The 17,720-nt window shown below is 58.6% G+C and carries 17 protein-coding genes and 2 pseudogenes; 13 read left to right on the forward strand and 6 right to left on the reverse strand.

Annotated features, from left to right (window positions below):
* Positions 1-272 precede the first annotated feature (272 nt).
* From brnQ to AB4P97_RS03810, 3 genes are all read left to right on the forward strand, one after another.
* Positions 273-1,586, forward strand: a complete 1,314-nt coding sequence (gene brnQ / locus AB4P97_RS03800) for a branched-chain amino acid transport system II carrier protein (RefSeq protein ID WP_042558295.1) — start codon at positions 273-275, stop codon at positions 1,584-1,586.
* Positions 1,587-1,762: 176 nt separating this feature from the next.
* Positions 1,763-2,503 (forward strand): DUF599 domain-containing protein, encoded by a 741-nt coding sequence (locus tag AB4P97_RS03805; RefSeq protein ID WP_042558296.1) that lies wholly within the window; start codon positions 1,763-1,765, stop codon positions 2,501-2,503.
* Complete coding sequence (locus AB4P97_RS03810) at positions 2,500-2,901, forward strand: MAPEG family protein (protein ID WP_047300304.1); 402 nt, start codon at positions 2,500-2,502, stop codon at positions 2,899-2,901. The genes AB4P97_RS03805 and AB4P97_RS03810 overlap by 4 nt, the downstream gene beginning before the upstream one ends.
* Positions 2,902-2,978: 77 nt before the next feature.
* On the opposite strand, the gene AB4P97_RS03815 is transcribed toward AB4P97_RS03810, so the two are convergent.
* Positions 2,979-3,215 (reverse strand): hypothetical protein, encoded by a 237-nt coding sequence (locus AB4P97_RS03815; protein WP_007959016.1) that lies wholly within the window; start codon positions 3,213-3,215, stop codon positions 2,979-2,981.
* A 158-nt stretch (positions 3,216-3,373) separates the two neighbouring features.
* Between AB4P97_RS03815 and AB4P97_RS03820 the strand changes: the two genes are divergently transcribed.
* The 4 genes from AB4P97_RS03820 (at position 3,374) to AB4P97_RS03835 (ending at position 7,082) form a co-directional block, all read left to right on the forward strand.
* Complete coding sequence (locus AB4P97_RS03820; protein WP_395602087.1) at positions 3,374-3,850, forward strand: PaaI family thioesterase; 477 nt, start codon at positions 3,374-3,376, stop codon at positions 3,848-3,850.
* Positions 3,847-4,299 (forward strand): PaaI family thioesterase, encoded by a 453-nt coding sequence (locus AB4P97_RS03825; RefSeq protein ID WP_115148235.1) that lies wholly within the window; start codon positions 3,847-3,849, stop codon positions 4,297-4,299. The genes AB4P97_RS03820 and AB4P97_RS03825 overlap by 4 nt, the downstream gene beginning before the upstream one ends.
* A gap of 81 nt (positions 4,300-4,380) precedes the next feature.
* On the forward strand, positions 4,381-6,285 hold the full coding sequence (gene htpG / locus AB4P97_RS03830) for a molecular chaperone HtpG (RefSeq protein ID WP_210622272.1): 1,905 nt from the start codon (positions 4,381-4,383) through the stop codon (positions 6,283-6,285).
* A gap of 68 nt (positions 6,286-6,353) precedes the next feature.
* Positions 6,354-7,082 (forward strand): dienelactone hydrolase family protein, encoded by a 729-nt coding sequence (locus AB4P97_RS03835; protein ID WP_042558300.1) that lies wholly within the window; start codon positions 6,354-6,356, stop codon positions 7,080-7,082.
* Positions 7,083-7,241: 159 nt separating this feature from the next.
* On the opposite strand, the gene AB4P97_RS03840 is transcribed toward AB4P97_RS03835, so the two are convergent.
* Together AB4P97_RS03840 and AB4P97_RS03845 are read right to left on the reverse strand one after the other, a co-directional pair.
* A complete protein-coding gene (locus AB4P97_RS03840; protein ID WP_047300306.1) occupies positions 7,242-8,105 on the reverse strand; it encodes a pirin family protein in 864 nt (287 codons plus the stop codon).
* Positions 8,106-8,166: 61 nt separating this feature from the next.
* Positions 8,167-8,583 carry an OsmC family protein gene (locus tag AB4P97_RS03845; protein WP_042558302.1) on the reverse strand — a complete coding sequence of 139 codons (417 nt, stop codon included), beginning with the start codon at positions 8,581-8,583 and terminating at the stop codon, positions 8,167-8,169.
* A gap of 127 nt (positions 8,584-8,710) precedes the next feature.
* Here AB4P97_RS03845 and AB4P97_RS03850 point away from each other — a divergent pair, with 127 nt between their 5' ends.
* The 3 genes and pseudogenes from AB4P97_RS03850 to AB4P97_RS03860 all read left to right on the forward strand — a co-directional run.
* Positions 8,711-9,766: an amidohydrolase family protein gene (locus tag AB4P97_RS03850; RefSeq protein WP_395599189.1), complete on the forward strand. Its 1,056-nt coding sequence runs from the start codon at positions 8,711-8,713 to the stop codon at positions 9,764-9,766.
* Between the two features lie 193 nt (positions 9,767-9,959).
* Positions 9,960-10,619: pseudogene (locus AB4P97_RS03855) on the forward strand (MCP four helix bundle domain-containing protein); the annotation flags it as partial.
* Between the two features lie 303 nt (positions 10,620-10,922).
* A pseudogene (locus AB4P97_RS03860) lies at positions 10,923-11,522 on the forward strand (methyl-accepting chemotaxis protein); the annotation flags it as partial.
* 148 nt (positions 11,523-11,670) lie between these two features.
* Here AB4P97_RS03860 and AB4P97_RS03865 read toward each other — a convergent pair.
* Genes AB4P97_RS03865 through purM form a run of 3 tightly spaced genes read right to left on the reverse strand, consistent with a single transcriptional unit; the run spans position 11,671 to position 14,101 of the window.
* Positions 11,671-12,384: a DUF3108 domain-containing protein gene (locus tag AB4P97_RS03865; RefSeq protein WP_042558305.1), complete on the reverse strand. Its 714-nt coding sequence runs from the start codon at positions 12,382-12,384 to the stop codon at positions 11,671-11,673.
* 8 nt (positions 12,385-12,392) lie between these two features.
* The gene (gene purN, locus AB4P97_RS03870) at positions 12,393-13,043 is read right to left on the reverse strand and encodes a phosphoribosylglycinamide formyltransferase (protein ID WP_042558306.1); all 651 of its coding nucleotides are present in this window, start codon (positions 13,041-13,043) and stop codon (positions 12,393-12,395) included.
* The gene (purM, locus tag AB4P97_RS03875) at positions 13,043-14,101 is read right to left on the reverse strand and encodes a phosphoribosylformylglycinamidine cyclo-ligase (protein WP_042558307.1); all 1,059 of its coding nucleotides are present in this window, start codon (positions 14,099-14,101) and stop codon (positions 13,043-13,045) included. The genes purN and purM overlap by 1 nt, the downstream gene beginning before the upstream one ends.
* Before the next feature lie 369 nt (positions 14,102-14,470).
* Between purM and AB4P97_RS03880 the strand changes: the two genes are divergently transcribed.
* The 3 genes from AB4P97_RS03880 (at position 14,471) to hda (ending at position 17,559) form a co-directional block, all read left to right on the forward strand.
* Positions 14,471-15,529, forward strand: a complete 1,059-nt coding sequence (locus AB4P97_RS03880; RefSeq protein WP_395602088.1) for a DUF2066 domain-containing protein — start codon at positions 14,471-14,473, stop codon at positions 15,527-15,529.
* A 34-nt stretch (positions 15,530-15,563) separates the two neighbouring features.
* The gene (locus AB4P97_RS03885; protein WP_042558309.1) at positions 15,564-16,637 is read left to right on the forward strand and encodes an AI-2E family transporter; all 1,074 of its coding nucleotides are present in this window, start codon (positions 15,564-15,566) and stop codon (positions 16,635-16,637) included.
* A gap of 217 nt (positions 16,638-16,854) precedes the next feature.
* Positions 16,855-17,559, forward strand: coding sequence for a DnaA regulatory inactivator Hda (gene hda / locus AB4P97_RS03890; protein WP_042558310.1), 705 nt, complete (start codon positions 16,855-16,857; stop codon positions 17,557-17,559).
* Positions 17,560-17,720: the final 161 nt, after the last annotated feature.

Genomic DNA, 17,720 nt, shown 5'->3' on the forward strand with positions numbered 1-17,720 from the left:
CTACAAGACAAAAGCTTGCCGCTTGAAACTTGTAGCCTGGAGCGGCTTTTCATACATAAACGCGACACGGAAACGTCGGGTATCGGATAGTTCGCCCTCTAACAGTGCGTTTGTCAGGCAAATTCGTTAGGCTAGCAGCCATTTTTGCGTCTGCCGCCCACAAGGCATGCACCGCGCGTTACGGGTCAGTCCCATACGGATCGACAGCATTTCCCTAATCCCACAGGGCAATCCCCCTCTAAATTCCGATTCAGTAGTGTGGTATTTCCTTAATGAAAGTTTTGAAAGGTCAGGACATCCTGGCACTCGGTTTTATGACGTTTGCCCTGTTCGTTGGGGCCGGTAACATCATCTTCCCGCCTATCGTCGGTTTGCAGGCCGGACCTCACGTCTGGATGGCGGCGCTGGGCTTTTTGATCACAGCAGTCGGTTTGCCGGTGATCACCGTGGTTGCGCTGGCCAAGGTCGGTGGAGCGATGGATGCCCTGAGCAGCCCGATCGGCAAAATTGCCGGTGGTGTGCTGGCTGCCGCGTGCTACCTGGCGGTCGGCCCGCTGTTCGCTACCCCGCGTACTGCAACCGTGTCGTTCGAAGTGGGCCTGGCGCCGTTGACCGGCGAGAGCCCGTTGGCGCTGTTCCTCTACAGCTCGGTTTATTTCCTGCTGGTGTTCTTCATCTCGCTGTATCCGGGCCGTTTGCTGGATACCGTCGGGCGTTTCCTCGCGCCGCTGAAGATCATCGCGCTGGCCGTGCTGGGCATCGCTGCCTTCGCCTTGCCGGCCGGTGATATCGGTCACGGCACACCCGAATACGTGGCGGCACCGTTCTCCCAAGGTTTCATCAATGGTTACCTGACCATGGATACCCTCGGCGCATTGGTGTTCGGTATCGTCATCGTTAACGCGATTCGCTCCCGTGGCGTCGAGTCGCCAGCGCTGATCACCCGTTACGCGATCATCGCCGGGCTGATTGCCGGTGTCGGTCTGGCGCTGGTGTATGTCAGCCTGTTCCGTCTCGGTTCGGGTAGCCATGAAGTGGCTGTCGGTGCCACCAATGGTGCGGCGGTATTGCACGCTTATGTGCAACACACCTTCGGTTCGTTGGGCAGCGGTTTCCTTGCGGTGCTGATCTCGCTGGCGTGTCTGGTGACGGCGGTGGGCCTGACCTGCGCCTGCGCCGAGTATTTCAGCCGTGTGCTGCCACTGTCCTACAAGACGCTGGTGATCATTCTTGCTGTGTTCTCCCTGTTGGTGTCCAACCTGGGCCTGACGAACCTCATTGCCTTCTCGATTCCTGTGCTGACGGCGATTTACCCACCGTGCATCGTTCTGGTCGCCCTGAGTTTCTGCTCGAGCTTCTGGAACGAGCAGGTGCGCATCGTCGGCCCGGTCATGCTGGTGTCGTTCCTGTTCGGCTGCATTGACGCGCTCAAAGGCGCCGATCTGGCAGGCTGGATGCCTGGACCGCTTGCAACGCTGCCACTGAGCGAGCAGGGCCTTGCATGGCTGATCCCGTCCGTGATCACGCTGGTGTTCGCCGTGGCGATCGATAGCGCCCTGGGCAAACGTCGTAGCGCTATCGCCTGACGTTCATCAGGCCCGTCATAAGCGGGCCGGTGACGCTTAAACAGAAATGCCCCGTATCAATCGATACGGGGCATTTTTTATGGGCATAAGGCAGTGTCTTTTTCCGTGAGCTAGCGTCGAAGGGTTGCTTAGGTTCACTCCTACAGGAATCGTGTTCACACATCACAAGGAACCGCATGTCGTTCATCCAGGCCAATCTGATTCATCTGCTCGCCGCACTCTGGTTTGTCATCTGCTGGGGCGGCTATACCCGTTACGCCGGCTGGAAGGCTCGCGACACCGCGTGTCTGGCCAGCGTGCTGCACCTGTACCGCGAAGACTGGATGCGCCGCATGTTGCTGCGCGACAACCGCATCGCGGACGCCAGCGTGATCGGCAACCTGGAGCGTAACGCCTCGTTCTTTGCATCCAGCACGCTGATTATCCTTGCAGGTATCCTCACCGTGCTGGGCGCTTCCGACCGTGCGGTGTCATTGCTGGCGGATATTCCGATGGTGCAGCAGGCCTCGCAAGGCATGTCGGAGATCAAGTTGCTGTGCCTGGCAATGGTATTTGTCTACGCGTTCTTTACGTTCAGCTGGTGCATGCGCCAGTACAACTTCGCGGCGATTCTGGTGGGCTCGGCGCCGATGATCGGTGAGCGACAAGTCTCGGAGCTGGAGCGCAAAGCCTTCGCTTCGCGAGCGGCGCGGGTGATTTCGATGGCGGCCAACCAGTTCAACTTCGGCCTGCGCTCGTACTACTTCGGCATGAGTATGCTGGCGTGGTTTGTCAGCCCTTGGTTGTTCATGCTGATGAGTGCCGGGGTCGTTGTCGTCTTGTATCGCCGCGAGTTTCATTCCGACGTTCTGGATGTCATGGTCTATACCCCTACAGAGGCGCCCATTCCCGAGGCGAACAAAGAGGTCGTTTCATGAGTATTCCGTTCTGGTGTGTGTTTATCAGTGCCCTGTTGATTTATATCGCGCGCCTGCCGGTGGGCAAGGCCATGAAAGAGCAGGGCGGTTACAACAACCACCTGCCGCGTCAACAGCAGGCACAGCTCACTGGTTACGGCGCGAGAGCGCTGGCGGCGCACCAGAACAGCATCGAGGCATTCATATTGTTCGCAGTGGGGGTGCTTATGGCGCATACCACGCAAACAGCGGGATGGCTGATCGATACGTTGGCGATCATTTTTGTAATCGCGCGGATCCTCTACTTGTGGCTCTACCTGGCTGACAAGCCTGCATTGCGCAGCTTGATCTGGCTGGTCGGCCTGGTGTGCTCGTTGTTGCTGATGATTAGTCCGACTTTTAGAACTGTTCTGCTCTAAAAAGTCATTGCCGATAAAACGCAGGCAAAAGAAAACCCGCACTTGGCGGGTTTTCTTTTGTTACACCAGAAAGCGGATTATTGCTTTTTGGCGGCTTCTTCTTGTGCAGCGGCGTTCGATTCAGCCTGAGCTTTGGCAGCTTCGGCGTTTTCTTTCGCAGCGTCGTTCACTTTATCCTGAGCTTTGTTCATGTCTTGCTGAGCTTGTTCAGCATGTTGATTTGCATCTTGAGCTTTGTCCTCGGATTTTTTATCGCAGGCAGCGAGACCGAGGGAAGCGGTCAACATCAAGGCAATAGCTAAAGTCTTACGCATGGGGTGTTTCTCCTTATGGAAAATAACTACTGGCCTTAAGAACTCGGCGCCAAGGGTTAAGTTCCTCATTTGTTTCAGATATATAAGATCTTTTTTCAGTGGAACTTTTGCGGTTTTTCTCACTACTGGCAAAAGGCTCTAACGAGAGTAATTATCATATGGCTGAAAACCCCGTTTTTGAGCGTGCGACGCGATTTCTTTCGGCGTTGCGACACTGCCAGGTCCTAGGGTTGCAAGTGCACAGCGCCTCTGTCGATGGGCTCACGGTGATCCTGCCATACAGCACGAAAATCGTCGGTAACCCGCAGACAGGCGTGATACACGGTGGCGCTATCACTTCTTTGATGGACACCGCGTGCGGCATGTCGACCCTGTGCGTACTGCCGGAATTTGAAGCCTGCCCGACCCTCGATCTGCGCATCGACTACATGCACGCCGCAGAACCCCATAAAGACGTTTACGGCTTCGCCCAGTGCTATCGAGTGACGACTGATGTGATCTTCGCTCGCGGCTTCGCCTACCAGGATGATCCCGAGCAGCCGATTGCCCACGTCGTTGGCACTTTCATGCGCATGGGCAAAAACATCAGGGGCACCAAGGGTTTTGGTGGCGCTATCAGGGGAGAGGGCCAATGAGCGACGACCTCAAGGATCAGTTGCAGAGGGCCCATGCGCAAGGCGACTACGCACCGCTGCTCGAGTTGATTCCGTACGCCGGGCTGATCGGCATCGAGTGCTCTCGCGTTGGCGATGACTTGCTGTTCAAGCTGCCGGCGAATAAGGACAACATTGGTAACCCTTTATTGCCGGCAATTCATGGCGGAGTGATTGCCGGGTTCATGGAACTGGCCGCAGCCCTGCATTTATTGATTTTTACCGGGGCGCCGGACGTACCGAAGATCATCGATTTTTCCCTCGATTACCTGCGCGCCGGGCAGTTTCGCGACACCTGGGCCAGATGTCAGGTCTGCCGGCAGGGGCGGCGGGTGGCGAACGTTGCCATCACGGCGTGGCAAAGTACCGAAAGCGAACCGATTGCCACGGCGCGGGCGCATTTCAAAATCGATGAGCCCTTGAAATCCTGAACACTGCCCCAAACTCAGATGACAACCCGCCGCAGACCATTCGGGTCGCGGCCAATGCCATCTGATTGGAGTTTGATGACCATGAGTGTGGAAACTCAAAAGGAAACCCTGGGCTTCCAGACCGAGGTGAAGCAGCTGCTGCACCTCATGATCCATTCGCTGTATTCCAACAAGGAAATTTTCCTTCGCGAATTGATCTCGAACGCCTCTGACGCTGTCGACAAGCTGCGCTTCGAAGCCCTGGCCAAGCCTGAGTTGCTCGAAGGTGGCGCAGATCTGAAAATCCGTGTGAGCTTCGACAAGGACGCCAAGACCGTCACCCTCGAAGACAACGGTATCGGCATGAACCGTGACGATGTGATCGCCCACCTGGGGACCATCGCCAAGTCGGGCACCGCCGATTTCATGAAGAATCTGTCGGGTGATCAGAAAAAAGATTCGCACCTGATCGGCCAGTTCGGTGTTGGCTTCTACTCGGCCTTCATCGTTGCCGACCAGGTTGACGTGTACAGCCGTCGCGCCGGCACTCCGGCCAGCGAAGGCGTGCACTGGTCGTCGAAAGGCGAGGGCGAGTTCGAAGTCGCCACCATCGAAAAGCCTGAGCGCGGCACTCGCATCGTCCTGCACCTGAAAGCTGCAGAAGACGAGTTCGCCGATGGCTGGCGTCTGCGCAACATCATCAAGAAGTACTCCGACCATATCGCTTTGCCGATCGAACTGCCGAAAGAAGTCACGGCTGCCGAAGGCGAAGAGGCGCCAGCGCTCGAGTGGGAAACCGTCAACCGCGCCAGTGCCCTGTGGACTCGTCCACGCACCGAAGTGAAGGACGAGGAATACCAGGAGTTCTACAAGCACATCGCCCACGATTTCGAGAACCCGCTGGCCTGGAGCCACAACAAGGTTGAAGGCAAACTCGAATACAGCTCGCTGCTGTACGTGCCGGCCCGCGCACCGTTCGATTTGTATCAGCGTGAAGCGCCGAAAGGCCTGAAGCTGTACGTGCAACGCGTGTTCGTGATGGATCAGGCCGAGTCGTTCCTGCCGCTCTACCTGCGCTTCATCAAAGGCGTGGTCGACTCCAACGACCTGTCGCTGAACGTGTCGCGGGAAATTCTGCAGAAAGACCCGATCATCGACTCGATGAAGTCGGCGCTGACCAAGCGTGTGCTCGACATGCTGGAAAAACTGGCGAAGAACGAGCCTGAGCAATACAAGGGCTTCTGGAAGAACTTCGGTCAGGTCATGAAAGAAGGCCCTGCAGAAGACTTCGCCAACAAGGAAAAAATCGCGGGTCTGCTGCGTTTCGCGTCGACCAACGGCGACGACGGCGAGCAGATCGTCGGTCTGGCTGACTACCTGGCACGCGCCAAGGAAGGTCAGGACAAGATCTACTACCTCACCGGCGAAACCTACGCGCAGGTCAAAAACAGCCCGCACCTGGAAGTCTTCCGCAAGAAAGGCATCGAAGTGCTGCTGCTGACCGACCGTATCGACGAGTGGCTGATGAGCTACCTCAGCGACTTCGACGGCAAGTCCTTCGTTGACGTGGCACGCGGTGACCTGGACCTGGGCAATCTGGACTCGGAAGAGGACAAGAAAGCCGCAGAAGAAGTCGCCAAGTCCAAAGAAGGTCTGGTCGAGCGTCTGAAAACCGCGCTGGGCGATTCCGTCGCTGAAGTGCGGGTTTCCCATCGTCTGACCGATTCGCCGGCCATTCTGGCCATCGGCGAGCAGGACCTGGGTCTGCAAATGCGTCAGATCCTCGAGGCCAGCGGTCAGAAGGTGCCGGATTCGAAGCCTATCTTCGAATTCAACCCGAGCCACCCGCTGATCGAGAAACTCGACGGCGAGCAGAGCGAAGAGCGGTTTGGCGATCTGTCGCACATCCTCTTCGATCAGGCAGCCCTGGCTGCCGGCGACAGCTTGAAGGACCCGGCCGCTTATGTGCGCCGCCTGAACAAGCTGCTGGTCGAACTGTCGGTTTGATGAAGTTGTAAAAAAACCCGCTTCGGCGGGTTTTTTTATTCTGGTGTTCAAGTAATCAGGAGTCAGAAATGAGCCAAGTCACAGTACGTTCCGTGATCTATCAGATTGATGGCCAGCCTTATGAAGGTCGGCTTGCATTCGACGCCGAGCACAAAGGCGCCCGTCCGGGTTTGTTGATGGCGCCGAACTGGATGGGCGTCAGCGCTGGCGCTGAAGAAATCGCCAGGTCGGTGGCGGCCAAGGGCTACGTGGTGTTGATCGCTGATGTCTACGGTCAGGCCGTGCGTCCGCAGAACGCTGATCAGGCCGGTGCGGCGATGATGCCGCTCAAGGATGATCGCGCACTGCTGCGCACGCGTATGCAGGCTGCGTTCGAGCAGTTGCAGACCCAGGGCGAAGCGGCAGTCGATACGTCGAAGCTGGCGGTGTTCGGTTTCTGCTTTGGCGGTTGCTGTGCGCTGGATCTGGCGCGCACCGGTGCGCCGGTGAAAGCGGCGGTGTCGTTCCACGGCACGCTGGATTCACCGAATCCTGCGGATGCGCAGAACATCAAAGGCTCGGTGCTGGTGCTTCACGGCGCGTCCGATCCGTTGGTGCCGAAGGAGCAGTTGCCGGCCTTCGAAGACGAGATGAACGCGGCGAAGGTGGATTGGCAATTGCTGAGCTACGGCGGTGCGGTGCACTCGTTTACCGACCCGCACGCCAATGTGCCGGGCAAGATGATGTACGACGCGAAGACGGCCAAACGGGCGTTCAAGTCGATGCATGATTTGCTGGATGAAGTGTTCAGCGGCTGATTCAGTTGTCAGGCACTGACTTGGGCGGTGTCTGACAGGGCCTCATCGCTGGCAAGCCAGCTCCCACAGTTATCGCGCCGTTAGCAAAGCCTGTGTTCGACGCGAAATCCTGTGGGAGCTGGCTTGCCAGCGATGGCTGACTCAAAGGCAATAAAAATTTCAGGGCAGTTCGATTCGCTCACTTTCCCCCGGCACCGTCGGCCATTCCCCGGCCGCCCATTTGCGTCGAGCCTCATCAATCGCCGCCGGATCGCTCGCAACAAAGTTCCAGTTGATCCGCCTTGGGCCATCCAGCGGTGCGCCGCCGAACACCACCGCGTGAACCTCGCTCTCGGCAAACAGACTCATTTCTTCCCCAACCGGCAACACCACCAGCGCGTGGGGTTCGACCGTTTCGCCGTTCAGTTGTGCATCGCCACTCAATACATACAGCGCCCGCTCTTCATGCTCTGAGGGAATCAGCAATGTGGTCGCCGTTTGCATCCTCACTTCGGCATACAACGTAGGAGAAAGCACCGGGACTGGCGATTCCAGACAAAAGCCTGACCCGGCAATCATCCGAATCTGCACGCCGAGGTTATCGCTGACCGGCAAGGTTGCTGCCGGGTGATGACTGTAATGCCCCGGGCCTTGTTCGTGATCCTTGGGCGAGGCCAGCCAGATCTGCAAACCGTGCATCGTGAAACTCTGATCCCACAGCGGCTCCGGCGTGCGTTCAACGTGGGCAATCGCGCTGCCGGCGGTCATCCAGCTGACATCGCCAGCGCTGACGACCTGATCGGAGCCTAGGCTGTCCTTGTGCTGGAGTTGGCCTTCAAACAAATAGGTCAGTGTCGACAGGCCAATGTGCGGATGCTGTCGGATGTTCATGCCTTTGCCCGTCGGATAAACCGTTTCGAGCATGTGATCAAAAAACACGAATGGCCCGACGCTGCGGCATTTGGCTGACGGCAACGGACGAAGAATCGGCTGGCCTTCGACGTCTTCGGCTCGCGGGCGGATGATCAGGGGTTGCGTGTCCATGGTGCATTCCAGGCTGAGCGGGTGATGCCAGAAGCATAACCCGCCGCTGGCATCAGGATGGTTATTGGCTGTCGAAGCCTTGTGGGGCATGGGTTTCGATGCTGACTTCGCTGGTGGTCATGAGCTTGTGGATCGGGCAGCGGTCGGCGACTCGCAGCAGTTCCTCGCGCTGGGCGTCTGTGAGCACGCCTTTGAGGGTGAGGGTGACGTGCAGGGCGTATTTGCCTTTCTGCTCTTCACTGTTATCGCGTTTGACCTCAACACCCACGCCGGTCAGCGGGATGTCTTTCTTCTTCGCGTACATCTTCAGGGTCAGGGCCTTGCAGGCGCCGAGTGCGGCGTCGAAGTAATCGTGCGGCTCTGGCGCCGTGCCTTCGCCGCCGGCAGAGGCCGGTACGTCGGCAAACAGTTCGTGTTCATCGATCTGGACAGTGTGACGAAAACCTTCAGCGGAGACGGTATTGACGGTAACGGTCATGTGAACCTCACTGGCAGTAGGAAAAGTCGTTCGATCAAAAAGACCTTGCAGTTATAGAGCATTGCCAGCGGCACGCGTTCCACTTTCCTGCGGGATGAACCCTTGGGGGCAGGGCGGGGTCTAGGCTATGCCTACTTGTCGGAGATTAATTGTGTCCCTGTATCGTTTGAGTCTTGCCTGCCTGCTGGTGTTTGCCGGTAACGCCAGCGCCCGCGAATACACCTACAGCGATGCGCACCTGCACTACGTGGATTTTTTCCAGGAAACCGCCGGCATGCCGAAATTGCTGACGGCCATGAAGGAAAACTCCATTGAGCATGTGATGATTTCCGGCATTCCCGTGGCGAAGAAGTGGCATGAGGATGAACCGAAACGCCCGCGCTATTACGCCGGTGATGATGCCGACGCCTATTGGTACAGCGCCACCGACGTGATCGTCGCTGATGCAGTGCAAAAACTGACGCCTGAGCAGCGGCCCTACTTTCATCCGTTTCTGTCAGGCTTCAACCCTAACGACAAGAACTCCGCCGCACATATTCAGCGCATGCTCGAACTCTATCCGGGGCTGTGGCAAGGCATTGGCGAAGTCTTCACGCGGCATGACGACCTGACGGCGCTGACGTCCGGTGACACGCCGCGCGCCAACAACGAGGCGATGACCAAGATTTATCATCTGGCGGCAGAAAACGATCTGCCGGTAATGGTGCATTCCAACATCACTTCCAAACGTGAGAGAAATCCGCTTTACCTGCAGGAAATCGAAGAGCCGCTGCGTAATCACCCGCACACACGGTTCATCTGGGCGCACGCCGGCACCAGCGCGGAAATTCATCGGCACCAGACACAACTAGACTTTCTCCTGCCGACCCTCACACGCATGCTCGAGGCATATCCGAATCTGTTCATTGATCTGTCGTGGAGCATGCTCACGCCGTATCTGCTGGATGAACAGGGCAAGCCACGCCCGGAATGGCTGGCGCTGGTAAAGAAATACCCGGAGCGCTTCATGCTCGGCTCGGATGTCGTAGGGCGATTCAACAAGCTCGGTGAGGAAATGCACAGCTTCGCGCCTTTCCTCGATGCGCTTCCCGAAGAAATTGCACAAAAGGTCGCTCGCGATAACTTCCTGGCGATATTGCCGCGAACAGCGCTCAAGTCCGGCAAAACTGCGCTGAATCGTTAATGCCGTGGGTTAGAAGTATTAAGGCGTTTTGATATCACGTTTTCGTCTTACGCAAATTTCTTCCGGGCCGATACCTTCTAGAGCAACCCGCTGTAGGTTGATGCAGCGCTTTTGGAAGGAAGCCAAATTAATGAGTATCCGTAGTCTCAATATTGCCCCGCGTGCCGGCCTCGGTTTTGGCCTATTGGCGTTGATGGTGTGCGCCCTCGGGGCGTTCGCTCTGCTGCAAATGTCGAACATGCGCGCCCAGTCCGACGAGGTCGACAACAACTGGCTGCCGAGCGTGATGGCGGTTGGCGAGATGAGTCAGGACATGTTGCGCCTGCGCGCGCTGACCATGCGCCTGTTGCTCAATCGTGATCCGCAGGCGTTGCAGCAGAATGTTGCCAAGCTAGATGAGCTGCGCGCGGTGCTGAGTGAGGCCCAGCAGCGTTATGACGTGCTGATCGTGCTGCCTGAAGAGCGCCAGTTATTTGATCGCTTCAAGGTGGCCGAGCAACAATATCTGGAGCTTCAGGCGCAAGTCTTGCAGTTGTCTGCGCAGAACCGGGTGGAGGAGGCGGCGCGCATTCTCAATGGCGAGATGAGCCCGTTGGCCGATGAAATCGCCGTCGTCCTGCGTCAGTTGGTCGAACTCAACAAACACAACGCCAATCTCGCCACCGAGGGCGCGCGGCTGGTGTTCACTCAGTCACGGGTTTGGGTCGGGGTCATGATCGGCGTTACCGCGCTGATCACCATCGGCCTGGCGCTGTTGCTGACGCGCAGCATCGTCTTGCCATTGGCGCAGTCCTTAGGCGTGGCGCAAGTAGTGGCCGGCGGCGACCTTACCGGTGACATCAATATTTCCGGCAAGGACGAGCCGGCGCGGCTGCTGCAAGCGCTCAAAAGCATGCAGCACAATCTGCGCGACACGATTCGGCAAATTTCCGAGTCGTCCAGTCAGTTGGCTTCGGCGTCGGAAGAGCTGAGCTGCGTCACGGAAGACGCTACGCGTGGGCTGCACCAGCAGAGTCTGGAAATCGAACAGGCGGCGACAGCGGTAAATCAGATGACCGCGGCAGTGGAGGAGGTGGCCAGCAATGCTGTGGCGACCTCCGAGGCCTCGCGCGAATCCGATCGCATTGCCCAGCATGGTCGCCAGCAGGTGCAGCAGACCGTATCGTCAATCGAATCCCTCGCCGAGGATGTGACGGCCAATGCGACGCAGATGGAAGATCTGGCGCAGAAGGTTCATGGCATCAGCAAAGTGCTGGATGTGATCCGCTCGATCGCCGAGCAGACCAACCTGCTGGCGTTGAACGCGGCGATCGAAGCAGCACGGGCTGGCGATGCCGGGCGCGGTTTTGCAGTGGTCGCGGATGAGGTGCGGGCGCTGGCGCATCGCACTCAGCAGTCGACTCAGGAAATCGAGCAGATGATCGGTGGCATTCAGCAAGGCACGGATTCAGCGGTCGGTTCGATGCAGCAGAGCAATGTGCGGGCGCGTGCGACGCTGGACCTGGCCAAGTCGGCCGGCACTGCGCTGGAGGAAATTGCTTCGGCATTCACCGTGATCAACGAGCGCAATCTGGTGATCGCCAGTGCTTCGGAAGAGCAAGCGGCAGTGGCGCGGGAGGTGGATCGCAATTTGATGAATATCCGTGATCTGGCGATGCAGACGTCGGCGGGTGCGAATCAGACCAGTGCGGCGAGCCAGGAGTTGTCGCGATTGGCGGTGGATTTGAACAGCATGGTGGCCAGGTTTTCAGTTTGAGTGTGTGGTGATCTCGGGGTTGCCCTCGCCCTAACCCTCTCCCTTGGGAGAGGGCTGGGGTGAGGGGCGAGCCTCGCACCATTCTTCAGGCCAACATTCAGGCAATAAAAAGCCCCGCAATCGCGGGGCTTTTTTACATCACTTCGGATCAGCTGCCTTTCACAGCCTTGCCGTTGACCGTACCGTCCTGGAGCATGATGTTGTACTCCTTGCCGTCGGTTTCAACTTGTTGCAGACGAACCAGCAGGTAATCCCAATCCTTGGCGAACCAGAGGACGGTGATGCGCTTGCTTTGTGTCGGGTCGCGTACGCGCTCGACCTTGATCGCATCGATCTTGCCTGCCTTGGTGTCGACTTTTTCCGAGCCTAGCACGCGGAAATCATAGGTATCGATCTCGCCGTCATCGACCACTTGGTAGCTCATGGTCTTCTTGCCGGCGGCGACATCATGTTGCAGTGCCAGCTGATAAGTCGATTTGTCGACCATGCCACGGTTCAGCGGGATTTTCACCGCATCGCCACGGTCGGTGCCGGTGACCAGTTTGTTGGTCCAGTCGAAGTCCAGATCAGCCTTCTTCGCTTTGCCCAGACCGCCACGTTCGAAGTGGTAGGACTGCGGCAGCAGCGTGTCCTTGTCCAGGGTCAGGGTGCTGGTCTCGGTGAGGCTGGCGATCATCATCGACGCCTTGAAGCTGAGCGTCCAGACGCCTTTGGCATCCTTTGACAGGCTGCGCTCGGCAGTGCCGCTCATCGGCAGCTGTTTCCAGTCGGCGGTGTAGCTGGCGGAGAACGGTTGAAGGTCTGCCGCCTGCGCGAAAGGCAGGGCGAGCAGTGCGCAAGCAAATAGCAGGGCGCGACGCATAATATCTCCTAGTGTCGAATCAAATGGCCGCTGGCCGCGAGTAACTGGCCGTCCAGTGAAGCACCTTCGCCCCCGAGTGCAAGCCTGCCTTCGGCAAACCAGCGTACCGCCATGGGGTAGATCAAGTGTTCCTGAACATGCACTCGCTGCGCCAGACTCTGCGGCGTGTCGTGCAACTCTACCGGTATTACTGCCTGTACGACCAGTGGTCCGCCATCGAGTTCCTCGGTGACGAAGTGGACGGAGCAGCCGTGCTCGGTGTCGCCGGCCTCCAGCGCGCGCTGATGGGTGTGTAACCCTTTGTATTTGGGCAGCAGCGAAGGATGGATGTTGAGCAGGCGACCCTGATAGTGGCGTACGAAGTCAGCGCTGAGAATGCGCATGAAACCGGCCAGTACCACGAGTTTGGGATTGAATTCGTCGATCAGTTCGATCAGGGCAGCATCGAAGGCCTCGCGACCTTCGAAGGCCTTGTGATCCAGCGAGCGGGTGGCGATACCCGCGTCACTGGCGCGTTGCAGGCCGTAAGCGTCGGCGCGGTTGGAAATCACCGCAGCGATGCGGACCGGGCTTTCGCCGGTCCGCGTGCTGTCGATCAAGGCCTGCAAGTTACTGCCGGTGCCGGACAACAGCACCACGACATCACAGGTTGCGGACATTAATGAGCCTTAAGGTTCTTCAGTTCGACCTGGGCAGCGCCTTCGGCAGCGACTGCGATCTGGCCGATGACCCAAGGCTGTTCGCCAGCGTCACGCAGGGTGTTGAGCGCAACTTCAACGTGCTCCTGAGCCACGCAGATGACCATGCCGACGCCGCAGTTCAGAACGCGGTGCATCTCGGTCTCGTCAACGTTGCCTTTCTCTTGCAGCCAGTCGAACACGGCCGGGCGATTCCAGCTGGCGACGTCAACCACGGCCTGAGCGCCTTTTGGCAGAACGCGCGGGATGTTGTCGAGCAGGCCGCCACCGGTGATGTGGGCCATGGCTTTGACGGCGCCGGTGTCTTTGATCAGCTTGAGCAGCGGCTTCACATAGATACGGGTCGGGGCCATCAGCAGGTCGGTCAGCGGTTTGCCGTCGAGCTGGATGTTTTCGATGTCGGAGCCGGACACTTCGATGATCTTGCGGATCAGCGAGTAGCCGTTGGAGTGCGGGCCGGACGAAGGCAGGGCGATCAGCGCGTCACCGGTGGCGACTTTCGAGCCGTCGATGATTTCGGCTTTTTCCACGACGCCGACGCAGAAGCCGGCCAGATCGTAGTCTTCGCCTTCGTACATGCCAGGCATTTCAGCGGTTTCGCCGCCAACCAGCGAGCAACCGGACAGTTCGCAGCCGGCGCCGATGCCGGTCACAACCTGGGCGGCGGTCTCGACGTTGAGTTTGCCGGTGGCGTAGTAGTCGAGGAAGAACAGCGGCTCGGCACCGCACACCACCAGGTCGTTGACGCACATGGCGACCAGGTCGATACCGATGGTGTCGTGCTTGTTCAGGTTCAGGGCCAGGCGCAGCTTGGTGCCGACGCCGTCAGTGCCGGAAACCAGTACGGGCTGCTTGTAGCCGGCCGGGATTTCGCAGAGGGCGCCGAAACCGCCCAGGCCGCCCATGACTTCCGGACGCGCAGTGCGCTTGGCGACGCTCTTGATGCGTTCGACCAATGCTTCACCGGCGTCGATGTCTACACCGGCGTCCTTGTAGCTCAGGGAGGGTTGCTTGCTCATGATCCAGGCCTTTAGGGGGGATTCAGGGGTAACGACCGAGTTCAGCGGGGCGCCGAAGTCGATGGGGCGATAGCCTCACGCGAGTTTCGAGGTGCCCGGCTGTTGCCGGTCTGCGAAGGCGCGCGATTTTATCAGGCTTGAGGGGCAGCGGCCATCCTCGTACCGACGGGCAGGGCCATATCACCCGAAATTTTTTGCAATTGAGGCGTACGGCTGCCTGTATAAGGTGTGGCAATTAACCGTCTATCGTTATCACTGTGCAAAAACTTACCGCCGCCGTGTGAATGTTTGGTGCTGGCAGACTGTCACAGCCTTGCCAAATCGGTTCACGCGGCCTGTTCCAGCCGCTCCTGTCGACGGGAATTCTCCATGCGTTTTTGTAAATTGTTGTTTGTGGGCTGTTTGTCTGTGGTCAGCCTGGCGAGTCATGCCGAAAACCTCAAAGGCCTTTATCAAGTGCGTGAGCCGGTCCAGGGCCAGGCTCCGGAGGAGCGTGAACGCGCTACTCAGGCCGCGCTGGATACGTTGGTATTGCGCCTGACCGGTGACCCTAAAGCTGCGCAAAATCCGGGTTTGGCGGCCGTGCGCAAGGATCCGCAGCAGATCATCAGTCAGTTCGGTTTTGATGCCGGGCCGCCGGAGGTGCTGAAAGTCGATTTCGATCCGAGCAGTACCGAGCAGGCATTGCGTCGCGCCGGGTTATCCCTGTGGGGCGCCAGCCGGCCGTCGATACTGAGCTGGTGGCTGAACGACTCGGCCGAAGGTTCGAGTCTGGTCGGTGATGGTCAGGCTGCTGCCGCGCCGTTGCGCACGGCGGCTCAGCATCGTGGTTTGCCGTTGCGTTTGCCGCTGGCTGATCTGAGTGAACAACTGGTCGCTACAGCGCCGGCACTCCAAGGCACGGATGCAGCACCTTTGCGCGATGCGTCGGAGCGCTACAACGCTGACGCCCTGCTGGCTGTGCATGCGCGGGAAGAGGGTGGTCAGTGGCAGGCCAAATGGCATTTGTGGCTAGGTGATCAAAAAGAAGCGGGCAGTGTGCAGGGGCCGGATCAGGCCGCCGTGGCGGATGCAGTGATGCTGGCGGTTGCCCAGCGCCTGGCGCCACGCTTTGCCGCCAAGCCTGGGGCAACCGGGCAGCAGACCCTGGAAGTGCAGGGCATGAATCTGGAGCGTTACGCTGCGCTGTTGCGGTTACTCGAACCGTTTGGCGTGCGTCTGCAAAGTGTAGATGGCGATCGTATCGTCTATCGGGTCAATGGCAGTGCCGATCAGATGCGCGCGCAGTTGTCGCTGGCCAGGTTGCAGGAACTGCCAGCCGAAGCTCCGGCTCAGGTGGCCGCGCCGCAGCCTGTGGTTGCGGGTGCGGCACCTGTCGCGGCGCCAGCCCCGGCACCTGCGGCGCCGTCATTGCGGTTTCGCTGGTAAGTCTTTCCTTATATAGAAACAGTAGGAGTTGTACATGGCCGATACGCGGCGTTGGTTCTGGCTCGGTGGGATAGTCCTGCTTTGCGTGTTTGTGTGGTTATTGCACTCGATCCTCACGCCGTTTCTGGTGGCGCTGTTGCTGGCGTATCTGTTCGATCCGCTGGTGGATCGGCTGGAGAAGCTCGGTTTGTCGCGCACCTGGGGTGTGATCGCGGTGTTCACGTTGTTCACGCTGATCTTCACCGCGCTGATGCTGGTGTTGGTGCCGATGCTCGCCAAACAGCTGCTGCGCCTGTACGAACTGGTACCGCAAATGCTCGACTGGCTGCAGCACTCGGCGGTGCCGTGGGCGCAGTCGAAGCTGGGGCTGTCGGACGGCTTCTGGAAATTCGACAAGGTCAAGGCTGCGATCAGTGAGCACATGGGGCAGACCACCGATATTGTCGGCGTGGTGCTGAGCCAGGCGACGGCTTCGAGTCTGGCGCTGATCGGCTGGCTGGCCAATCTGGTGCTGATCCCGGTGGTGAGTTTCTACTTGCTGCGCGACTGGGACGTGATGATGGCCAAGATCCGCAGCCTGTTGCCGCGTGATCGTGAACCAACCATCGTCGCGCTGGCCGCTGAATGCCATGAGGTGCTCGGTGCATTCGTGCGCGGGCAGTTAATGGTGATGGTGGCGCTAGGGGTGATTTACGCGGCTGGGCTGATGATCGTCGGCCTGGAACTTGGGCTGTTGATCGGGTTGATCGCGGGGCTGGCGGCGATCGTGCCGTACATGGGCTTTGTGATCGGCATCGGTGCGGCGTTGGTTGCCGGGCTGTTCCAGTTCGGTGGTGATCTGTATCCGATGGTCGGGATCGTCGCGGTGTTCATGGTCGGTCAAGCCCTGGAAGGCATGGTGTTGACCCCATTATTGGTAGGCGACCGGATCGGCCTGCACCCGGTGGCGGTGATCTTCGCGATCCTGGCCGGCGGCGAGCTGTTTGGCTTCACGGGTGTGTTGCTGGCGCTGCCGGTGGCGGCGGTGATCATGGTGCTGGTGCGCCACATGCACGACTTGTACAAGGACTCCGACATTTATAGTGGTGCTGACGAGCCGCAGCTGTAGCGCAGATGGGCGACCCGGCGAATAGCCGGGTTGGCCCGTGTTTTGCGGGGAATAGTGGCTCGACTGCGTCAGAGAAACTGTCATAAAACCAGTGCGTTAACGCAAACCTTTGATTTTGCTTGGACTCTGTCGCATTGTGCGCTTAGCTTCACGGGTATAAACTTCGCCAACTTTACACAGAGGCCACTAACGGTTCCTTGAGAACTGTTCAGTCAGCATGAAACCGATTCAGCTGCCCCTAGGTGTGCGTCTGCGTGACGACGCCACCTTCATCAACTACTACCCAGGCGCCAATGCCGCTGCACTCGGCTATGTCGAGCGCTTATGCGAAGCCGACGCCGGCTGGACGGAAAGCCTTATCTATCTGTGGGGCAAGCACGGCGTAGGGCGTACGCATCTGTTGCAGGCTGCTTGCCTGCGTTTCGAGCAGATGGGTGAACCGGCGGTGTATCTGCCGCTGGCCGAGTTGATGGATCGCGGCACCGAAATTCTCGACAACCTTGAACAGTACGAACTGGTTTGCCTGGACGACTTGCAGGTGATTGCCGGCAAGGCTGATTGGGAAGAGGCGATGTTTCATCTGTTCAATCGTCTGCGTGACAGCGGTCGGCGCCTGCTGATTGCCGCGTCCACCTCACCACGTGAGCTGCCGGTCAAACTGGCTGACCTGAAATCACGCCTGACGCTGGCGCTGATTTTTCAGATGCGCCCACTTTCCGATGAAGACAAATTGCGTGCCCTGCAATTGCGCGCATCGCGTCGTGGTCTGCATCTGACCGATGAAGTCGGGCATTTTATCTTGACCCGTGGCACCCGCAGCATGAGCGCGCTGTTTGATCTGCTGGAACAGCTCGACCAGGCTTCCTTGCAGGCTCAGCGCAAGCTGACCATTCCCTTCCTGAAAGAAACCCTGGGCTGGTAGCTGACCCTTGCAGTCTGTGGCTTCCAGCGGGTTTCGGCGTATTTCAGGCGCCAGAAAATCCGCTTTTCTACACGGTGTGCAGAGCGCGTATCGGTTCAAATGGGCTTAAGCGCTTAGATGTAAGCGAGAAACCGAGAAGTCACAAAAAGATCGATTGAATT

Origin of the sequence: Pseudomonas sp. A1230 (assembly GCF_044218825.1) — a bacterium.
In the GTDB taxonomy this organism is placed as follows: Bacteria; Pseudomonadota; Gammaproteobacteria; order Pseudomonadales; family Pseudomonadaceae; genus Aquipseudomonas; species Aquipseudomonas iridis.

Excerpts from the sequence above, each read along its gene's own strand:
- brnQ (WP_042558295.1), top strand. The coding sequence starts at position 273 with ATGAAAGTTTTGAAAGGTCAGGACATCCTGGCACTCGGTTTTATGACG.
- AB4P97_RS03805 (WP_042558296.1), top strand. The coding sequence starts at position 1,763 with ATGTCGTTCATCCAGGCCAATCTGATTCATCTGCTCGCCGCACTCTGG.
- AB4P97_RS03810 (WP_047300304.1), top strand. The coding sequence starts at position 2,500 with ATGAGTATTCCGTTCTGGTGTGTGTTTATCAGTGCCCTGTTGATTTAT.
- AB4P97_RS03815 (WP_007959016.1), bottom strand. The coding sequence starts at position 3,215 with ATGCGTAAGACTTTAGCTATTGCCTTGATGTTGACCGCTTCCCTCGGT.
- AB4P97_RS03820 (WP_395602087.1), top strand. The coding sequence starts at position 3,374 with ATGGCTGAAAACCCCGTTTTTGAGCGTGCGACGCGATTTCTTTCGGCG.
- AB4P97_RS03825 (WP_115148235.1), top strand. The coding sequence starts at position 3,847 with ATGAGCGACGACCTCAAGGATCAGTTGCAGAGGGCCCATGCGCAAGGC.
- htpG (WP_210622272.1), top strand. The coding sequence starts at position 4,381 with ATGAGTGTGGAAACTCAAAAGGAAACCCTGGGCTTCCAGACCGAGGTG.
- AB4P97_RS03835 (WP_042558300.1), top strand. The coding sequence starts at position 6,354 with ATGAGCCAAGTCACAGTACGTTCCGTGATCTATCAGATTGATGGCCAG.
- AB4P97_RS03840 (WP_047300306.1), bottom strand. The coding sequence starts at position 8,105 with ATGGACACGCAACCCCTGATCATCCGCCCGCGAGCCGAAGACGTCGAA.
- AB4P97_RS03845 (WP_042558302.1), bottom strand. The coding sequence starts at position 8,583 with ATGACCGTTACCGTCAATACCGTCTCCGCTGAAGGTTTTCGTCACACT.
- AB4P97_RS03850 (WP_395599189.1), top strand. The coding sequence starts at position 8,711 with ATGCCTACTTGTCGGAGATTAATTGTGTCCCTGTATCGTTTGAGTCTT.
- AB4P97_RS03865 (WP_042558305.1), bottom strand. The coding sequence starts at position 12,384 with ATGCGTCGCGCCCTGCTATTTGCTTGCGCACTGCTCGCCCTGCCTTTC.
- purN (WP_042558306.1), bottom strand. The coding sequence starts at position 13,043 with ATGTCCGCAACCTGTGATGTCGTGGTGCTGTTGTCCGGCACCGGCAGT.
- purM (WP_042558307.1), bottom strand. The coding sequence starts at position 14,101 with ATGAGCAAGCAACCCTCCCTGAGCTACAAGGACGCCGGTGTAGACATC.
- AB4P97_RS03880 (WP_395602088.1), top strand. The coding sequence starts at position 14,471 with ATGCGTTTTTGTAAATTGTTGTTTGTGGGCTGTTTGTCTGTGGTCAGC.
- AB4P97_RS03885 (WP_042558309.1), top strand. The coding sequence starts at position 15,564 with ATGGCCGATACGCGGCGTTGGTTCTGGCTCGGTGGGATAGTCCTGCTT.
- hda (WP_042558310.1), top strand. The coding sequence starts at position 16,855 with ATGAAACCGATTCAGCTGCCCCTAGGTGTGCGTCTGCGTGACGACGCC.